The 17270-nt window shown below is 72.5% G+C and carries 18 protein-coding genes; 6 read left to right on the forward strand and 12 right to left on the reverse strand.

Annotated features, from left to right (window positions below; all coding sequences use genetic code 11):
- Nucleotides 1–29: 29 nt before the first annotated feature.
- The 3 genes from SPOPO_RS0104070 to SPOPO_RS27645 all read right to left on the reverse strand — a co-directional run bounded on the left by SPOPO_RS0104070 (nt 30) and on the right by SPOPO_RS27645 (nt 2676).
- Entirely contained in the window at nt 30–542 is a 513-nt protein-coding gene (locus SPOPO_RS0104070) for a hypothetical protein (protein WP_019873505.1), read from the reverse strand.
- Between the two features lie 173 nt (nt 543–715).
- Nucleotides 716–1993, reverse strand: coding sequence for an MFS transporter (locus SPOPO_RS0104075; protein ID WP_019873506.1), 1278 nt, complete (start codon nt 1991–1993; stop codon nt 716–718).
- A complete protein-coding gene (locus tag SPOPO_RS27645; RefSeq protein ID WP_156869555.1) occupies nt 1990–2676 on the reverse strand; it encodes a GntR family transcriptional regulator in 687 nt (228 codons plus the stop codon). Before SPOPO_RS27645 ends, SPOPO_RS0104075 begins: the two co-directional genes overlap by 4 nt.
- Before the next feature lie 78 nt (nt 2677–2754).
- On the opposite strand from SPOPO_RS27645, the gene SPOPO_RS0104085 reads away from it, so the two are divergent.
- A complete protein-coding gene (locus SPOPO_RS0104085) occupies nt 2755–3030 on the forward strand; it encodes a DUF4404 family protein (protein ID WP_019873508.1) in 276 nt (91 codons plus the stop codon).
- Here the strand turns inward: SPOPO_RS0104085 and SPOPO_RS27650 are convergent.
- The gene (locus SPOPO_RS27650; protein ID WP_019873509.1) at nt 2990–4567 is read right to left on the reverse strand and encodes an MFS transporter; all 1578 of its coding nucleotides are present in this window, start codon (nt 4565–4567) and stop codon (nt 2990–2992) included. The two genes, SPOPO_RS0104085 and SPOPO_RS27650, sit on opposite strands and share 41 nt — an antisense overlap.
- A gap of 133 nt (nt 4568–4700) precedes the next feature.
- Between SPOPO_RS27650 and SPOPO_RS0104095 the strand changes: the two genes are divergently transcribed.
- Complete coding sequence (locus tag SPOPO_RS0104095; RefSeq protein WP_019873510.1) at nt 4701–5222, forward strand: GAF domain-containing protein; 522 nt, start codon at nt 4701–4703, stop codon at nt 5220–5222.
- Here SPOPO_RS0104095 and SPOPO_RS32360 read toward each other — a convergent pair.
- Together SPOPO_RS32360 and SPOPO_RS0104105 are read right to left on the reverse strand one after the other, a co-directional pair.
- Complete coding sequence (locus SPOPO_RS32360) at nt 5197–7065, reverse strand: hypothetical protein (RefSeq protein WP_156869557.1); 1869 nt, start codon at nt 7063–7065, stop codon at nt 5197–5199. The genes SPOPO_RS0104095 and SPOPO_RS32360 overlap by 26 nt on opposite strands.
- Before the next feature lie 101 nt (nt 7066–7166).
- A complete protein-coding gene (locus tag SPOPO_RS0104105) occupies nt 7167–7850 on the reverse strand; it encodes a hypothetical protein (RefSeq protein WP_019873512.1) in 684 nt (227 codons plus the stop codon).
- 120 nt (nt 7851–7970) lie between these two features.
- Between SPOPO_RS0104105 and SPOPO_RS34165 the strand changes: the two genes are divergently transcribed.
- Nucleotides 7971–8453 (forward strand): toxin-antitoxin system HicB family antitoxin, encoded by a 483-nt coding sequence (locus SPOPO_RS34165; protein ID WP_019873513.1) that lies wholly within the window; start codon nt 7971–7973, stop codon nt 8451–8453.
- A gap of 47 nt (nt 8454–8500) precedes the next feature.
- On the forward strand, nt 8501–9130 hold the full coding sequence (locus tag SPOPO_RS34170; RefSeq protein WP_019873514.1) for a DUF4097 family beta strand repeat-containing protein: 630 nt from the start codon (nt 8501–8503) through the stop codon (nt 9128–9130).
- Nucleotides 9131–9157: 27 nt separating this feature from the next.
- Here the strand turns inward: SPOPO_RS34170 and SPOPO_RS0104120 are convergent, their stop codons facing one another.
- From SPOPO_RS0104120 to ligD (SPOPO_RS0104145), 6 genes are all read right to left on the reverse strand, one after another.
- On the reverse strand, nt 9158–9598 hold the full coding sequence (locus tag SPOPO_RS0104120) for an OsmC family peroxiredoxin (protein WP_019873515.1): 441 nt from the start codon (nt 9596–9598) through the stop codon (nt 9158–9160).
- Nucleotides 9599–9684: 86 nt separating this feature from the next.
- Nucleotides 9685–10353, reverse strand: coding sequence for an AIM24 family protein (locus SPOPO_RS0104125; protein ID WP_019873516.1), 669 nt, complete (start codon nt 10351–10353; stop codon nt 9685–9687).
- 25 nt (nt 10354–10378) lie between these two features.
- On the reverse strand, nt 10379–11059 hold the full coding sequence (locus SPOPO_RS0104130; protein WP_019873517.1) for a LuxR C-terminal-related transcriptional regulator: 681 nt from the start codon (nt 11057–11059) through the stop codon (nt 10379–10381).
- Nucleotides 11044–11727 (reverse strand): hypothetical protein, encoded by a 684-nt coding sequence (locus SPOPO_RS0104135; RefSeq protein ID WP_019873518.1) that lies wholly within the window; start codon nt 11725–11727, stop codon nt 11044–11046. The genes SPOPO_RS0104130 and SPOPO_RS0104135 overlap by 16 nt, the downstream gene beginning before the upstream one ends.
- A 156-nt stretch (nt 11728–11883) precedes the next feature.
- Nucleotides 11884–12879 (reverse strand): non-homologous end-joining DNA ligase, encoded by a 996-nt coding sequence (gene ligD, locus SPOPO_RS0104140; protein WP_019873519.1) that lies wholly within the window; start codon nt 12877–12879, stop codon nt 11884–11886.
- Between the two features lie 21 nt (nt 12880–12900).
- Nucleotides 12901–14529 (reverse strand): non-homologous end-joining DNA ligase, encoded by a 1629-nt coding sequence (gene ligD / locus SPOPO_RS0104145; RefSeq protein ID WP_019873520.1) that lies wholly within the window; start codon nt 14527–14529, stop codon nt 12901–12903.
- A gap of 106 nt (nt 14530–14635) precedes the next feature.
- Here ligD (SPOPO_RS0104145) and SPOPO_RS0104150 point away from each other — a divergent pair, with 106 nt between their 5' ends.
- Together SPOPO_RS0104150 and SPOPO_RS0104155 are read left to right on the forward strand one after the other, a co-directional pair.
- Nucleotides 14636–16822: a malate synthase G gene (locus SPOPO_RS0104150; RefSeq protein WP_019873521.1), complete on the forward strand. Its 2187-nt coding sequence runs from the start codon at nt 14636–14638 to the stop codon at nt 16820–16822.
- Nucleotides 16819–17244: a GlcG/HbpS family heme-binding protein gene (locus tag SPOPO_RS0104155; RefSeq protein ID WP_019873522.1), complete on the forward strand. Its 426-nt coding sequence runs from the start codon at nt 16819–16821 to the stop codon at nt 17242–17244. Before SPOPO_RS0104150 ends, SPOPO_RS0104155 begins: the two co-directional genes overlap by 4 nt.
- Nucleotides 17245–17270: the final 26 nt, after the last annotated feature.

The following is a 17270-nucleotide window of genomic DNA, read 5'->3' on the forward strand; positions in this document are numbered from 1 at the left end:
GACGACCGCGAAACTCTACGTGGGTGACGTCAGCAGGAGGCGGAGACCTCGGCGTTGGAGCGGACGATCGTCGCGGTCTCGTGGAGGGTCCGGTCGGCCGGGGCGATCGCGGGGCCGGCGGTGTCGGCGACGGTGTCGAGGGTGTCGGCGACCGCATTCACGCCCTGGTTCGCAAACTCGTTGCCGGCCGCGAACGGGGCGATGCCCGCGCGCAGCTGCTCGACGTAGCCCGGGGCGTCGGCGCGGAGCTGCTGGACGCCGTCGGCCGCGCCCGAGAGCGCCTGGGACTGGGCGGCGTCGAACGGCGGCGGCAGCGGCTGCGACAGCGGGACGAGCAGGACGCCGAAGGCGATCGACGGGCCGGCGGCCGCGGCGGTGCCGACCGTGTCGAGCGCGGACGAGAGCCCGGTGACGCGGGCCGCGGGGCACTCGGCGGTGTCCCCGGCGTCGGCCTTCGCGATCGTGGGCAGCGCGACCGCCGCACACACCACGGCACCGGCCACGACGGCGGCGGTACGACCAGCCCGCACGGCGATCTTCATCTGGCGCTCTCCTTGCTCCGAGGGTTCACCTACAACCCGTAGTTATCGCTCAGTGGACCGCACGCGGGCGTGATCGTTCTCCGGGTTGCCTTGCCTTTGGGTAACCCCTGGAAATCGCGGTCGGACAACCGCGGGCAAACCGGACAGAGCTCCGGCTCGGCGTGACGGCCGGCTCAGACCGCGGCGGGCAGGTGCTTGGCCCAGTGGGCGGCGCAGACCACGGCACAGCCGGCGGCGAGGACGGCGACGGCGGTGAGCATCGCCGGGTACCCGAACCAGTGCGCGAGCCCGGCAAGGACGGCCGGGAGCAGGAAGCCGACGTAGCAGAGCGCGTAGTAGACCCCGGTCAGACCGGCGAGCTCGTCGGGCCGCGCGATGCGCTGCACCTCCAGCAGACCGGACACGACCGCGATGCCGTACGCGGCGCCGAGCAGCAGCGCGACCGGCGCGGCGAGCCAGGGCGACCCGGTCGCTGCCGTGACGGCTGCGAGCGCGACGCCGACAGTCATCAGCGCCATCGACACGACGATCGCGCGGGCCGAGCCGGCGTCGTCGAGTCGACGGGCGACGGGCTGGACGAGCACGCCCGTCCCGAGCGTCCCGACGGCGAGGGCGGCCGCGAACAACAGCGCCCACTCCCCGACCGCACCCTCGACCTGCTGGGGCACGATCGCGTACGCGACGGCGGCGGAGCCGAACACCCACGGCGCCATCGGCAGCACGACGCGGACGAAGCGGCGGTGCCGCGCCGCCGGCACGCGCAGGTCGGCCAGGCGCAGGGGCTCGGCGCTGCGCGCCCGCGTCTCCGCCCAGGGCGCCGTGGTGAGCAGCACGATCGCGGGCACGCACAGCAGCGCGTGCGTCAGGAACGGCCACGTCAGCGCGGGCGTCGCGTACTGCGCGAGCAGACCGGCCGAGGCCGGCCCGAGCCCGAGTCCGGCGGTCAGCCAGAGCGCGGACCGGCGCGCACCGGCGCCGGAGCGGTTCCCCGACCGCGTCGCGAGTTCGCTGACCCACGTCGTGCCCACCGACATCGCGATGCCGACGGCGACGCCGCTGAGCATCCGGCCGCCGACCACGCCGGCGTAGCCGCCCTGGACACCGAGCGAGAGCAGGAGCGTGCCGACGAGCGCGGACCACAGACCGGCCAGCAGCACCGGACGGCGGCCGAGCCGGTTCGACAGCGCCGAGGCCACGAGCAGGCCCGGGATCAGACCGAAGACGTACGCACCGAGGAAGACGTCGACGTCGAGCTGGGTGAACCCGCCGAGCTCCTTGTAGACCGACAGCAGCGGCGTGAACTGGTTGCCGCCCCAGCCGATGACGAACATCGCCGCGGCGACGCGGCGCCACGCGTGGGGGTGCGGGTCCGCCACCGGGTCCGCCACCAGGGTCGCGACATCGGTCGCGGCATCGGCCGCCGGCGGACGGAGTGAGGCGTCGACGCTCACGCGTCCTCCCGCACGGCGAAGATCGGCTGCGTCCCGGCCTGGCCGAGCACACTCTGATGGGTCGTCAGGAAGTGCCGGGCGAGCAGCGTCTCGAAGGCTGCGACCTCGGCGTCGACGACCAGCCCGGCCAGTTGCCGGTGCTCGTCGGCGAGGACGGGCAGGCGATCGGTGCGCGCGCCGACGGCGCCGATCGTCATGCGCTGCTGACGGTCGGCGAGCGAGGCATAGACGCGGTCGGCGATCAGGTTGCCCGAGGCGGTCACGATGGCGCGGTGGAAGTCGGCGTCGGCGGCCGCGAAGGCGGCGAGGTCGCCGGCGGCGGCGATGCGGTCCTGCTCGGCGAGCAGTTCGGCGGCGGCCGCACGGAAGGCCTCGCGCACCGCGGGGTCCGCGTGCGCCAGGCGGCGGGCCGCCGAGACCTCGAGGGCGTGGCGGATCTCGAGGACGTCCGCCGCCTCCCCCGGACGGACCGGGACGACGATCGCGCCACGCCGGGGGGCGAGCTCGAGCAGGTCCTCGGCCTCGAGCTTGCGGAACGCCTCGTGCACCGGCGTCCGGCTGACCCCGAGCCGCGCGGCGACCTCCACCTCGCTGAGCAGGGTGCCACCGGCGAGGGTCCCGTCGAGGATCTGCTGCCGGATTCGGTCGTAGACGCGCTGGGCCGCGGGCGCTGCCGAAGTCATGCCGAGCAGCATAACCCGCTTGCATGCAAGCTTGCATGCAAGATGTCTCACACGGGATCAGCCCCCTAGGCTGGGCCCGTGAATCCCTTCCGGCGCCTGCTCGACGAACTGGACGAGATCCTCGACCGCCACGACGCGGACGAGGCCACCGACAACGGGGAGTCCCTCTCCGAGCTTCGCGCCGAGGTCGCGGACCACCTGGCCTCCGAGCGACCGGCGGACGAGGACCCCGAGAAGCACTCGCGGATCGTCGAGATTCTCGAGGACGCCGAGGACCGCTGGCAGGCCCAGCACCCGCGACTCGCCCAGGCGATCAGCCAGACGCTGCGGTCGCTGTCGGACGCGGGTCTCTGACCTCGCCGCTCGCCACGCCGTCGTCCGTCGTCACGGTCTCCCGGCCCGGGTAGCGCGCGAGGAAGTACACCGTCGCGAGGGCGGAGAACGCGGCGACGGTGCCCATCGCGGCGAGCCAGCCGGTGTCGACGCCGTCGAGGACGGCCGTCAGATAGGTCGGCGCTTCCGTCCCGGCCTGGCCGGCGGCGGCGAACCCGGCCGCCGGGGAGTCCTGCGCCAGCGCGGCGAGCGGGTCGGCCGCGGGGTCGAGCGCGGAGGAGATCTCGTGCCGGTAGCCGATGTTGAACGCGGTCCCGGTGAACGCGACGCCGAAGACCGCGCCGAGCTCGCGGGTCAGGTTGTTCACCGCCGAGGCGACGCCCTGCTTCGCCGCGGGCAGGCGGCAGGTGATCTCCTCGGTGACCGGGCCGCCGCCGAGCCCGATCGCCCCGAGCACGGCCAGACCGATCGCGAGACCCCAGTAGCCGTGCCACACGGCGAGCACGCCCGACAGGCTCGCGCCGATCGCGCCCGCCAGCAGCGAGGCCGCCACCACTGCACGCGTGCCGTACCGCGCCGCGAGCCGCGGGCCCAGGACCGCCAGCGGAATCATCGTCGCGCCGAACGGGAGCAGGCCCAGCGCCGCGCGCAGCGCGGAGAACTCCAGCGCGAACGCGAGGTACTGGAACGACAGGAACGCCATCGCGTAGATGCCGAAGAACACGGCCCAGATCGCGACCGCGGCGGGCGCGACGCCCTCCTCGCGGAACAGCCGCAGGTCGAGCAGCGGGCGGGAGCGACTCAGCTCCCACCGCACGAACGCCGCCAGCGCGACGGCCGCGAGGGCGAGCCGGCCGAGCGTCCCCGGATCGGTCCAGCCGTGGGACGGCCCCTCAGTGACGCCGAGCACCAGCGCCGCGATGCCCACCACCGACAGGACGACGCCCACCGGGTCCAGCGGTTGCCGGACGGGGTCGCGCGTCTCCGGCACCGCGACCACCGCGAGCAGCGCGAACACCACCGCGAGCACGCCGAGCACCACGTAGCCCGCGCGCCAGGTGTCGGTGACGGTGATCAGCACCCCGCCGATCAGCGTCCCGACCATGCCGCCCATCGGGACGGCCGCGGCCCAGATCCCGACCGCGGTGCTGCGCCGGGCCGGAGCCACGGCGACCGTGATCGTCGCGAGCGTCGCGGGGAACGCGACCCCCGCCCCGAGCGCGGAGAAGAACAGCGCGGAGATCATCGCGCCGGGCGAGTCCGCCCGGGCGACGAGGAACATCCCCGCCGCGAGCACCGCCGTGCCGGCCACCAGCGCCTTCTTGCGGCCGAGGCGGTCGCCGAGGACGCCCGCGGGGAGCAGGATCGCCGCGACCACGAGCGGGTACACGTCCCCGATCCACTGCAGGTCGGCCTGGTCGGCCCGCAGCGCCGCCGCGATCTGCGGGGCGCCGGAGAAGGTGACCCCAAGGGTGAGGAACACGCTGGTCGCGGCGCCGCAGGTGGCGATCAGCATTCCGATCAGGCGCACCCGGCCCTCGACGTACTGCTGCGACACGGGCCGGCCTCTCCGTCGCAGTAACCAAACGCGGTCAGGTTATCGCGGCCGCGATCCGCGGGATACCCGGACGTGAGAGACCGGACTAAGGTCGGAATCACCCTTCTGACGAGGGGATCGGAGGACCGGCGAGATGGCCAAGGACGACGCGACGCTGGTCGCGGAGACGGTCGCCGCCGTGCAGGACGCGGCGAGCCTGGACGACGCGCTCCACGGGGTGGTCCGGCTCCTCCGGCCCCGGTTCGACCTCTGGCACGCGAGTTTCTGCGCGCAGCCGTCCGAGGAGCCCTCGATCCGGATCCTGGCGTCCTGGTCGCTCGCGGAGAGCGTCTTCGACCCCGGGACCGAGATCAACGCGACGATCTCGGAGATCATCCTGCGCGTCCTCGATGAGCTGCGCGAGGGCAACCCGACCGCGTTCCTCGTCGGCGAGGACCGGGAGTCCATCGTCGACCACCTGCTGGAGAAGCAGGGCGTGTCCTCGGTCGTGACCGTCCCGATCCACTACGACGGGCAGTTGCTGCTGTTCCTCGCGCTCGGCGCCAGCACCGGCGAGGCGTTCCACACCGCCGGCCGCCGGTTCTTCACCGAGCTCTCGCTCGGTATCGGCGAGACCGTCGTGCGCCTCGTCAGCCCGTCTGCTCCCGGCCGTTGACGGTGAACGTGTAGGGCGCGTTCTCGTCGGACTCGGTCTCGGTGTCGACCGGGTCGTCGTGGCTGATCACCGCGACGAGCAGCGGGTAGGCCTTGAACGCGGCGAGGTCCTTGGCGCTGAACGAGGCGTCGAAACCGTCGACCGAGCGGACGAGGACGCGGTGCTTCTTGGCGTCGATGCCGACGAGGCTGACGTGCCAGTTCGCGACGGTGCCGGCGCCCTCCTCCGGCGGACCGAAGAGGATCTCGTCGAGCAGCGCGACCGGGTCGCCCTCGCTCGACGACGTCTCCTGCGCACCCGGGAGCATCTTCGCGCCGGTGAAGCCGAACGAGCTCGGCAGCGCGTCCTTGCCCTTGCGCAGCACGAGGTAGTCCGCGCCGTTCGGCGCCGCGCCCGGCTTCGCGTACGACGCCGGGTTGTCGAGGTTCACGGTGGCGTTCAGGCTCTTGCTGGTCACGCGCTCCTTGGCGATGCCGCGGACCTGCGCGTCCTTGCGGTCGACGAACCGGTCGACGAGGTTCATCAACTGGTAGTCGTGCACGACGTCCATGACCTTCGTCCCCGACGCGACCTGATCGAGCTGCCGCTGCACGCTGACGAGCCCCTGCGCCTCGGAGTCCCGGTGCAGCCCGGCCAGGATGTCCACGCCGTACCGGTCGTAGAGGAAGAGCATGAACGACCAGCCGTTGCCGTAGTCGGCGAGGATCTCCGAGCCCTCGCCCTCGTCACCCCACTTGGTCAGCGAGTTCTGCGGACCACCGCACGCCTGCGGATTCGGGTTGCCGCGGGCCTTCACGATCGACCAGCCCTGGAAGCAGTGCAGCGCGCCCTGCGACCCGGCCTGATCCACCGTCAGAGTCGCGTCGGCATAACCGACAAGCGTCTCGGTGAACTCGGACAGGCCCTCGTTGACCCAGGTGTGCTCGAGCGCGTCCTGGTAGTAGTGCAGCAGGTGCTGCCACTCGTGCGCGAACGTGCCCTCGTAGGACCGCGGCCGCGCGGGACGCGACTTGCACAGGTCGTCGTCCGGCTCGTCCTTCGGGTTCACGCCCGTGCGGTGCAGCCAGTCGAAGGCGTCGATCGTCATGATGTTGCGGTCGGTGAGCTCGTTCAGCAGCGGCATGAAGAACCCGGCGATGTAGGACCGGTTCTCCGGGAACTCGTAGAAGTTCGGGTCCCGCACGTTGTCGACGAGCGTCACGGTGTTGTCGCCGTCGCCGGCGAAGTTCACGCCGGCCGCGGACAGGCCCGGGACCGTGTTGATCCCCGCCCGGTCCCGCGGCGTGGAGAAGGCCGCCGTCTCCTTCGGGTAGATGTTGTTGTCGAACTCCGAGACCAGGCCCTTGAGCTGCGCGTCGGTGATCTCGACCGAGCCCGGGACGTCGTTCCGGCAGTCGCCCTCGGGGAAGCGGATGCCCTGGGAGACGTTGTCCTGCCCCGAGGCCACCCACACCTCGACGTGGTTGCCGACGGCCCGCAGCGTGTACTGCTTGAGGTACACCCCGATCGGCCCGCCCTTGGCGGCGTCGAGCGCCGGCCACAGCAGCGTGGTCCCGACCGGCGGGGTCTTCTCCCCCGGGATCGAGGGTCGCGCCGCGCGCAGCTTCGCAAGCGTGTCCAGGTCGATCGTCGTCGTCCCGAGCATCTCCTGGAGCTGGGGCGAGAGCACGAGGCTCGTCACCTCGGGCAGGTGCAGGGTGTCCGGGGCGCTACCGGCGCGCGTCGCGGACTCAGCGGGCGAGTCCGCGGCGCGCGCGGTGGTCGATACCCCCGTCGTGACGGCAGCCAGGAGGCCGAGCACCCCGGCCGCCGCGACGACCGCTCTCGGCGTCTTCACCCTCATGCACCGCTCCTACCCAGGCGACCGCCCGAGATGGACGGATTTGCGCGGAGCGTAGGTGCGATTCCTATGAGCTCTCTATGAGCCCGCTGGGCGCGGGGCCCTCAGCGGCGTGGTGCGTCGTCCGAGCCGAGCCCGAGGGCGTCCAGCAGGCCGCTCAGCAGGTCGCCGAGCGTCTCCCCGAGCAGCCGGTTCAGCGTCAGCCCCTCCCGCGACCCGGGGTCGACGGAGTCGTCGGAGCCCGCTTCCTTCGGCGGTGCGGGCGTCGGTTCCGGGGCGGGCGCCGGGGCCGGCTGTTCCGCCGGCAGCGCGCGGGTGCCGCCGCAGGGGTGGGCGATCAGGTCGTCGGGGTTGAGCGAGTACTTCTTCTGCTCGACGCGGGACGGCCGCTCGGCGAACACCAGGTAGGGGCCGGGGCCGGCGAGGCCGAGGTCGCAGGGGCGGTCGGGGAGTTCGACGACGTACTGCGGGTCCTGTACCGAGCCCTTGTGGACCGTCCCCGGCGCGAACTGGTGGACGAGGCCGGACTCGACGACGTTGCCGTTCGCGTCCGTGCTCGCCGAGCTCGTCGAGCCCTCCAGCGTTCCCTCGAACACGACGTCGGCGCGCTGTCGCTGGTCCCCGTCGGACCGCTGCTCGCCGCAGCTGCACGCGGCAGTCCCGGCCGAACCGCTCGCGGTGCTCGCCGCCGCCGGGACGGTGGCCGTCCCGGCAACCAGGCCCGCCACCAGCACGGACGTCAACAGCCCGCCGCTCCCGACCCGCCGGATCGCTCCCCCGTTTCGCATGGTTCCAGCGTGACCCAGCCGCCCGGAGCGACCCGCGCGCCACGCCGGACATAGCGGACATCCCGCCCTCTGACAGCAAACCGGGTTGCGATGACATCATCGTGATGTCATGCTGGCGCCATGCAGCTGCCACCCTTCACCGACGGCGTGCGGGCCCAGCTCCTCGCCGCGGCCGCGCTCGGGGACGAACGCACCCAGCAGACGGCCCAGGCCCTGGCCACCGCGGCCGACCCGGCCGTGCGGCTCGCGGTCCTGGAGGCGGTCTCCGCCGCCGCGGACGAGATCACCGCCGCTCTGCTCGACGTCCCCGGCGCGCCGGGGGTGTCGGTGCGGCTCGAAGCGGACGAGGTCCGCATCGACGTCCGGACCGGGCCCCCGGCGGAGCCGGCCCCGCCCGCGCCGGACGAGGGCGAGAACGACGCCCGGATCTCGCTGCGGCTCCCGGAGTCACTGAAGGACCGGATCGACACCGCCGCCCGCGCCGCCGGGGTCTCGGTGAACACCTGGCTGCTCCGCGCGGCCACCTCCGCGCTCGGCCCCGGCCGCACCGCCCACACCACCAGCAGCGGACCCGGCCGGATCTCCGGCTGGATCAACGGCTGACCCGCCCACACAAGCTCACGCACGCACCCGCCCTGGAGGCGATCCGCATGACCCCGCAGACCTACGCGTGGCCCGTCGACGGCCCGCTCCACCTGTCCGTCCGCCTCGGCCACGGCAGCCTCACGATCGACGCCCGCGAGGACGTGACCGAAGCCGTCGTCACCCTCACGCCGGTCGACGCCGACGGGCTCGACCGGTTCACGGTCGACCTGCGCGGCCGGACGCTCGTCGTCCACGCCCCGCGGAACTCCGGCTGGCGCCGCGGCCGGGGCGCGGTGGACGTGACGATCGTCGTTCCGGCCGGGACCACCGCCAAGCTGGCCACGGCCACCGCGGACATCTCGGTGACCGGCCGCCTCGCCGACGCCGACGTCGCGGCCGGCACCGCGGTCGTCGACGTCGCCACCGTGACGGGGAACCTGCGCGCCCGCGTCGGGGCGGGGTCCACGAGCGTCGGGACCGCGCACGGCGACGTCGACCTGGCCGCGGGCTCGGGCACGCTGACCGTCGGCATTCCTGAGGGTGTGTCAGTTCGGCTCGACGTCCGGACCGGGTCCGGCGTCCTGCGCTCGGACCTGCCCGTCGAGGACGGCCCGAAGGCGGGCTCGCGCGCCGTTTCGTTGCGCGCCCGCATCGGCCGCGGCGACGTGCACCTGGTCCGGGCGCCCGCCGCCTGAGCGTCGAGCGAACCCCGGACCGGGCGGCTAGCTCTCGAGCGCGGCGTCGAGAGAGATCTCGACGCCGGTGAGGGCCTTGCTCACCGGGCACGCCGCCTTGGCCTCGTTGGCGACCTTTTCGAAGCCGTCGGCGTCGAGCCCGTCGACCTCACCGCGGACCGTGAGCCGGATGCCGGTGAGACGGAAGCCGCCGGCGGGGTCGGGGCCGAGGTCGACATCGGCCTGGACGTCGAGCGCCTGCGGGGTGCCGCCGGCCCGGCCGATCAGCGCGGAGAGCTGCATCGCGTAGCAGGCGGAGTGCGCCGCCGCGATCAGCTCCTCGGGGCTGGTCGTGCCGTCCGCGTCGTCCGCGGCGCGCTTGGGGAACGAGACGTCGTAGGTCCCGACCTTCGAGCTGGTCAGCTCGACCTTGCCACTGCCCTGCTCGAGGGTCCCGGTCCAGGCGGTGCGTGCGGTGCGCGTGGGCATCTCGTCTCCCGTGGTGTGGGTGCCGAACCATTCTTGCGTCCGACGATGTGGCTGCAATAGCGACCACATGTTCGGACGCAACGAGCTCAGTGGTTGTGGGGGACGACGAACGGGCCCTCGGAGGACTGGACGACGACGAAGCCCTGCCCCTCGAACGCGAGCTGGAAGGCCTCGCCGGAGCCGCGGCCGATCAGGGCCGAGGCGCCGGCGGTGCGGACGAGTCGGGTCGAGAGCGAGGACGACCAGGCGACCGCGGACTGCAGGTCGGCGAACGTGGGCGCCTGCGACGCGTCGAGCACGACCGGTGTCCCGAACGAGGAGAGCGCGATGCGCCCGACGCCGGTGAAGACCATGTTGAACACGCCGCCCGCGAGCATCGACGCGCCCTCGACGCGGCGGATGTCCCACGTCAGGTTCGGGTCGAACGCGAGGACGTTGGCGCCGTTGACGGTGAGGGAGTCGCCCTCGAGGTCGACGAGATAGAGGTCGTAGGCGTTCTGGGCGAGGAACAGGTCGCCCTGGCCGCGGCAGCGCATCAGCGGGACGCCCTCGCCGGTGGCGACCTTCTTGATCAGCTTCTTCATGCCGCCGGCGCCCTCGTAGGCGAACTCGATCGCGCCCTGGTACGCGACCATCGCGCCCTGGCGGGCGAGCAGCTCGCCGTTGAGCTTCACCTTGAGCAGCTTCGGGTTCTGCAGCGACATGTAGTCGCTGGTCTCGAGCTCGACGTTGGCGCTGAACAGATGACTCCGCATGGGCGTCACCCTTGCACACCGACCGTCAGTCCTCCGCGGGGGCGCGGCGGATCGAGGCGCCCAGGACGGCGGCCTGGGTCCGGCTGTCGAGGCCGAGTTTGGCGAGCAGATGGGAGACGTGGTTCTTCACGGTCTTCTCGGCGAGGAAGAGCTCCGCCGCGATCTGTCGGTTGGTCTTGCCGTCGGTGATGAGGCCGAGGATCTCGCGCTCGCGCGGGGAGAGCAGGCGCAGGTTCGCGCGGGTCGCGTCGTCGCCGCGCAGCAGCGCGAGCAGGCGCTCGGTCGCCATCGGGTCCAGCAGCGAGTCCCCCGCCCCGACGCGGCGCACCGCCTCGACGAGCTCGCGCCCGCGTAGATCGTTGAGCAGGTAGCCCGCGGCGCCCGCCATCACCGCGGCGAGGATCGCGTCGTCGGCCGGCGTGCCGGTGAGGATGATGCTGCGCGTCTGCGGCAGGGCGGCCCGCAGCTCGCGGCAGAGGTCGATGCCACTGCGGTCCGGCAGCCGCGCGTCGAGGATCGCGACGTCCGGCTTGAGGAGGGGCATCCGCACCAGGGCCTCCGCCGCGGTGACGGCCTCGCCGACCAGCCGAAGGTCCGAGGTCGCCTCCAGCACCTTCTCGATGCCGCGCCGGATCAACTCGTGAGCGTCGACCACGAACACCGTCAGGGCGGGGCGCACCGCGTCCGCGCTCAGAACCCGCACCATTCGTCGGAGGTGACCGCGGCTCCCCCGGCGGCCTTCGCCTCACGCGCCAACAGCCACACCTCGACCTGCGCGCCGAGGAACCGGCCGAGGGTCGGGGTCGATCCCGGGCGCGACCGCAGGTGCGCGATCCACCCGCAACGTTCGGCGAGCCGTTCGATCCCCGCCCAGCACTGGCCGAGGGCGATCCAGTCCGCGGGGTCGTCACCCCGTGCGCGCAGGACCAGACCGACGTGCGTGGGCAGCGGCATCGGCGCGACGCGCACGCCGACGCCCTCACTCGCCGCACCCCGTTCGCAGGCGGCGACGAGTTCACGGGCGCTGCGGCGTCCCGACCGACCGGCCCCGAGCAACCGCGGCCGCGCCGGCCACGCGATCTCGCCGGGGTCCGTGCCCAGCGCGCGGGGGTGCAGCGTCACCGTCGCCCACGCCGTCGCGTCCTCGGGCGGCCGCACCGCGACCTCCACCCGCAGTCCCCGTTCCTCCGCGCCCACCCGGAGGTCGAACAACGCCGCGCCGGCTTCGAGGAACTGCGCCGGGTCCTCCGACCGCTCCGGTCCACGCAGCGTCACCAGCCGACCGGTCACCTCGAGGCACAGCGAATTCGCGCCACGGTCGGCAAAACGCCGCCGCGCCCGCGCGACCGCGGCCGCGACGAATGTCGGAAACATCGGACCCCCCGGATCCCCCATGCCGGACAGCGTTCCCCCACGAACCGGCCAGTCCTAGGGGTTTTTCGTCCCAGGACGTGTGGGACCAAAGTCCCGGTTCGTGCCGGCAACGACCACTGTCTCCGGGGTGAGAAGTTTCGGCCTGTCCGGACAGGTTCAGCGCGTGACGTCGCGCGCGTCCTTGTCGTGGCGCAGACCGAGGTACCGGGGGTGGCGCAACTTGCCGTCGCGGGTCCACTCGGTGAAGCCGACCTGCGCGACGAGGACCGGGTCCACCCACCGCGCGTCCTTCGACCGCGGGGCGTCGACGAACGGGGACTCCGGCAGCGCAAGGTCGTCGAGTGCGGCCCGCAACGCGAGCAGCGTCTTCTGGTCGAAGCCTGTACCGACCTTGCCGGCGTAGCGAAGATCGTCGCCGTCGTAGTAGCCGACGAGCAGCGCACCGAAGCCGGTGCGCCCCGCCGCCGCCGAGACCGTGAACCCGCCGACGACGAACTCCTGCTCCCGGACGCACTTGAGCTTCAGCCAGTGCGAGGACCGGCGCCCCGCTTCGTACCGGGCTCCAGCCCGCTTCGCGATCAGCCCCTCCCAGCCACCGGCGCAGGCCTCCCGGAGGAACTCGACGCCGTCACCCTCGCGGTGCTCGCTGAACCGCAGCGGGTCGACGTACGTGACGACCTCGGCCAGCACCTGCTTGCGCGTACGCAACGGAAGCTGCGTCAGATCCTGGCCGGAGTGGACGAGGACGTCGAAGAGGAAGTAGTGGACCGGCACCCCGACCGCCAGCGACCGCCGGACGTCGTTGATGCCGAGGCGCTGCTGGAGCAGGCCGAAGCTGGTGGAGTCCCCGTCGAACACGACGACCTCGCCGTCGACGACCAGGCCGGGCGGCGCGGCGACGTTCAGGGCCGCGACCACCTCCGGGAACGTCGCGCTGTTGTCGCGCTGGATCCGGGAGTAGAGCCGGGTGTTCTGGTCCCCCCGGACCGCGAGGATCCGGACGCCGTCGAGCTTGCGCTCGTACAGCCACCCGTCGCCGGTCGCGGGCCGGTCCGCGGGAGAGGCGAGCATCGGCGTGACGAAACCCGGCTTCGCCGGGCGCAGGAGCTTGCGCTCCGCCGGCGTCAGCAGGCGTTCGAGCAGGTCGTCCATCGCGCTCAGGCTAACGGGCAGTCAGGTCAGCTTCGGCAGCTGCTGCCGGACCCCGAGCAGGGCGCGGAACGGGTCGCCGCGTTCGGCGAGGCGGTCGCCCACGGTCCGGATCGTGAAGGTGTCCGAGCGGAGTTTCTCGTCCTCGAGTTCGTCCCACTCGATCGGGACCGACACCGGAGCGCCCGCCGACGGCCGCGGGCTGTACGGCGCGACGAGTGTCTTGTTGATCGCGTTCTGGGTGTAGTCGAGGCGTGCGAGCCCGTTGCGGTCGCTCTTCTCCCACTTCCAGGACACGAGTTCCGGGACGACGGCACCGACGGAGCGCGAGACCTTCTCCACCCAGGCGCGGGTCTCGTCGAACGACGGGCCGGGTTCGATCGGGATCCAGATCTGAATTCCTCGACTCCCCGTCAGTTTCGGCCGCGCGATCACGTCCAGGTGCTCGAGCGCGGTCCGGTGCAGCCGGGCGAGGGTGAGCAGCTCGTCCCAGCTGGTCCTCGGCCCCGGGTCGAGGTCGATCAGCGCGTACGTGGGCTCGTGCATCGCCTCGGTGCGCGAGGTCCAGGGGTGCCACTCCAGTGCGCCGAAGTTCGCCGCCCAGATCAGCGCCGCCGGCTCGTCGACGACGAGGTAGGTCGTGGTCTCCCCCGGGTCGGCCTCGGGGTTGTCCCAGCGGGCGATCCATTCCGGGGCGTGCTGCGGGAGTTGCTTGTGCCAGAAGCCCTTCTTCTCCGTCCCGTCCGGATAGCGGTGCAGGTTGAGCGCCCGGCCCTGCAGGTACGGCAGCGCGACCGGCGCGATCGTCGCCGCGTAGCGCAGGAACTCCCGCTTCGTGATCGGCTTCCCGCCCTTGCGACCCGGGAACAGCACCTTGTCGAGGTTGGTGACCTTGAGCCGCCGGCCGAAGATCTCCCACGACCCGGACCTGCCGAACTCGTCCAGCGCGGCGAGCTCGTCCTCGCTCGGCCCCGGCACCGGTTCCGGGCGCAGCACCTCGGCGGCCTCCGCCGCGGGCCGGTCCGAGTGCCACGCCTTGTCGGGCGCGACCGCCACCTCGTCGTTGGTCCGGCCGGACAGCACCGAGTGCGGATGCTCCTCGGGGTCCCAGCCCTGAACGGCGTGGTCGTCCTTCTTGTGGAGCAGGAGCCAGTTCTCCTTGCCGTTCCTCGACCCGTCCTGTTCGCGGCGCACGAGCACGAACCGCCCGCGGAGCTTCTCGCCGAACACCTCGGCATGGAGCTCGCCGTTGGCGACGGCCGCGGCGGGGTCGTCGGTGCCGTGGGGCTCCCACTCGCCGGTGTCCCAGACGATGACGTCGCCCCCGCCGTACTCGCCGGAGGGGATGACGCCCTCGAAGTCGATGTACTCGATCGGGTGGTCCTCGACGTGGACCGCCATCCGCCGGGCGGAGGGGTCGAGCGTCGGGCCCTTCGGGACGGCCCAGCTGGCGAGCGCCCCGTCGATCTCGAAGCGGACGTCGTAGTGCAGCCGCCGCGCCCGGTGCCGCTGGACGACGAACCGCGGCCGCGCCCCCGGCTCCGGGCTCTGTCCACCCGCCGGTTCGGGTGTCTTCTCGAAGTCCCGCTTCCGCCGGTACTCGGTGAGCGAGTCGTCGCGCTCGACGGACACGGACTCGGAGACCATCGCCATGTCCCCTGACTTCCCCGACGAGTTCGGGGCACGCCTTCAGGTGAATCCTGAGATGAAAAGGTAGGGCCGAGCTCAGCGGATGGGCCATACAGACGGGAGTACGCCGATGTCCTCCAGCCCCACGTCGGTCTCCGTCGCCGACCTCACGGTCGACGCCGGACTGCACGAGTTCCTCACGACCGAGGTCCTGCCCCCGACCGGGGTGTCCGTGGACCAGTTCTTCGCGGGCCTCGCCGACGCGGTCCACACCCTGGGCCCGCGGAACCGGGAGCTGCTGACGGTCCGGGAGCGGCTGCAGGCCGCGATCGACGACTGGCACACCGGCCACGGCGGCCTCGGGGACCCCGCCGGGTACCGAAGCCTGCTGGAGGGCCTGGGTTACCTCGTCCCGCCCGGCCCGGACTTCACGGTCACGACCACGAACACCGACCCCGAGATCTCGGAGATCAACGGACCGCAGCTCGTCGTGCCGGTGACCAACGCCCGCTACGCGCTCAACGCCGTCAACGCGCGCTGGGGCTCGCTCTACGACGCGCTCTACGGCACCGACGCCCTCGGCGAGGCCCCGCCGCCCGGACCGTACGACCCCGACCGGGGCAAGCACGTGATCGCCTGGGCGCGCGCGTTCCTCGACGACGTCGTCCCGCTCGCCGAGGGCTCCCACTCCGCCGCGACCGCCTACTCCGTCGCGGACGGCGCGCTGCGCGTCACCCTCGACGACGGCCGGACCGTCGGCCTGGCGAACCCCGCCGCGTTCGCCGGCCACATCGGTGAGGCGGCCACGCCGTCCGCCGTGCTGCTGCGCAACCACGGCCTCGGGATCGAGATCAAGATCGACCGGGCGCACTCGGTCGGCGCGACCGACGCCGCGGGCGTCGCGGACGTCGTCCTGGAGTCGGCAATCACCGCGATCATGGACTTCGAGGACTCGGTCGCCTGCGTCGACGCCGAGGACAAGGTCGAGGCCTACCGGAACTGGCTCGGCCTGATGCGCGGGTCGCTGGCCGCCCCGGTGCACAAGAACGGCCAGACGTTCACCCGCACCGTTCATCCCGACCGCGAGTACACCGCGGCCGACGGGTCGTCGGCCCGGCTCCGCGCGCGGTCGCTGCTGCTCGCCCGGACCGTCGGCCACCTGATGACGACCGCCGCCGTGCTCGACCGCGACGGCCGCGAAATCGGTGAGGGCATTCTCGACGCGTTCGTGGTCTCGGCCTGCGCGCTGCACGACCGGCTGCGCGACGCCGCGGACCGCAACTCCCCCGCGGGATCCATCTACCTGGTGAAGCCGAAGATGCACGGCCCGGACGAGGTCACGCTGACGTCCGACCTGTTCGCCGCGGTCGAGCGCACGCTGGCCCTGCCGACGGACACGCTGAAGATGGGGATCATGGACGAGGAGCGGCGGACCACCGTCAACCTCGCCGAGTGCATCCGCGCCGCGTCCTCGCGGGTCGTCTTCATCAACACCGGCTTCCTCGACCGCACCGGCGACGAGATCCACACCTCGATGCACGCCGGCCCGATGGTCCGGAAGAACGACATGAAGGCGACGACCTGGATCGCCGCCTACGAGAACTGGAACGTCGACGTCGGTCTGCGCTGCGGACTGGCCGGGCGCGCCCAGATCGGCAAGGGGATGTGGGCCGCGCCGGACCGCATGGCCGACATGCTGACACAGAAGATCGGCCACCCGCAGGCGGGCGCCAACTGCGCCTGGGTGCCGTCCCCGACCGCCGCCACCCTGCACGCGACGCACTACCACCGGGTGGACGTGACGGCCCGTCAGCAGGAGCTGGCCGGACAGACCCGGGCATCGCTCGACGAGCTGCTGCAGGTCCCGCTCGCCCCCGCCGCCGACTGGAGCGGTGAGGAGCGCCGGGCCGAGCTCGACAACAACGCGCAGGGGATCCTGGGCTATGTCGTGCGCTGGGTGGACCTGGGCATCGGGTGCTCGAAGGTTCCGGACATCTCCAACGTCGGCCTGATGGAGGACCGCGCGACCTGCCGGATCTCCAGCCAGCACATCGCGAACTGGCTCCGGCACGGCGTGGTCACCGCCGAGGAGGTCGAGGACTCGCTGCGCCGGATGGCCGTCGTCGTCGACGGCCAGAACGCCGGCGACCCGCTCTACACGCCGATGGCGCCGGGCTTCGACGGCCCCGCGTTCCGGGCCGCGCACGACCTGATCTTCCGGGGCACCGAGTCCCCGTCCGGCTACACCGAACCGATCCTGCACGCCCTCCGGGCTGAGGCCAAGAAGGGCCTTTCACAGATGGGACAGCGCTCGTGAGCATCAACCTGGAGACCGCGCGCACGATCATCGCGGCCGCGCGGACGTTCGGCGCGGACAAGGGCTTCTCGCCGCTGACCGTCGTCGTCCTGGACGCCGGTGGGAACGTCCTCGCCGTCGAGCGGGAGGACGGGTCGTCGAACAAGCGCTTCGAGATCGCCCACGGCAAGGCGTTCGGCGCGATCTCGATCGGCGTCGGCTCCCGCGCCCTGATGGCCCGCGCCGAGCAGCAGCCGTACTTCGTCTCCGCCGCCGGCGCCGCGATCGGCGGCGCGCTGATCCCCGTCCCCGGCGGGGTGCTGGTGAAGGAGGGCGGCACCACCGCCGGCGCCGTCGGCATCTCCGGCGACACCTCCGACAACGACGAGGCCGCCGCCGTCGCCGGCATCGAGGCCGCCGGCCTCACCCCCGTCACCGGCTGACCCCGGCCGGCGCTGTCAAGAAAGGG

Origin of the sequence: Sporichthya polymorpha DSM 43042 (assembly GCF_000384115.1) — a bacterium.
Taxonomy (GTDB): Bacteria; Actinomycetota; Actinomycetes; order Sporichthyales; family Sporichthyaceae; genus Sporichthya; species Sporichthya polymorpha.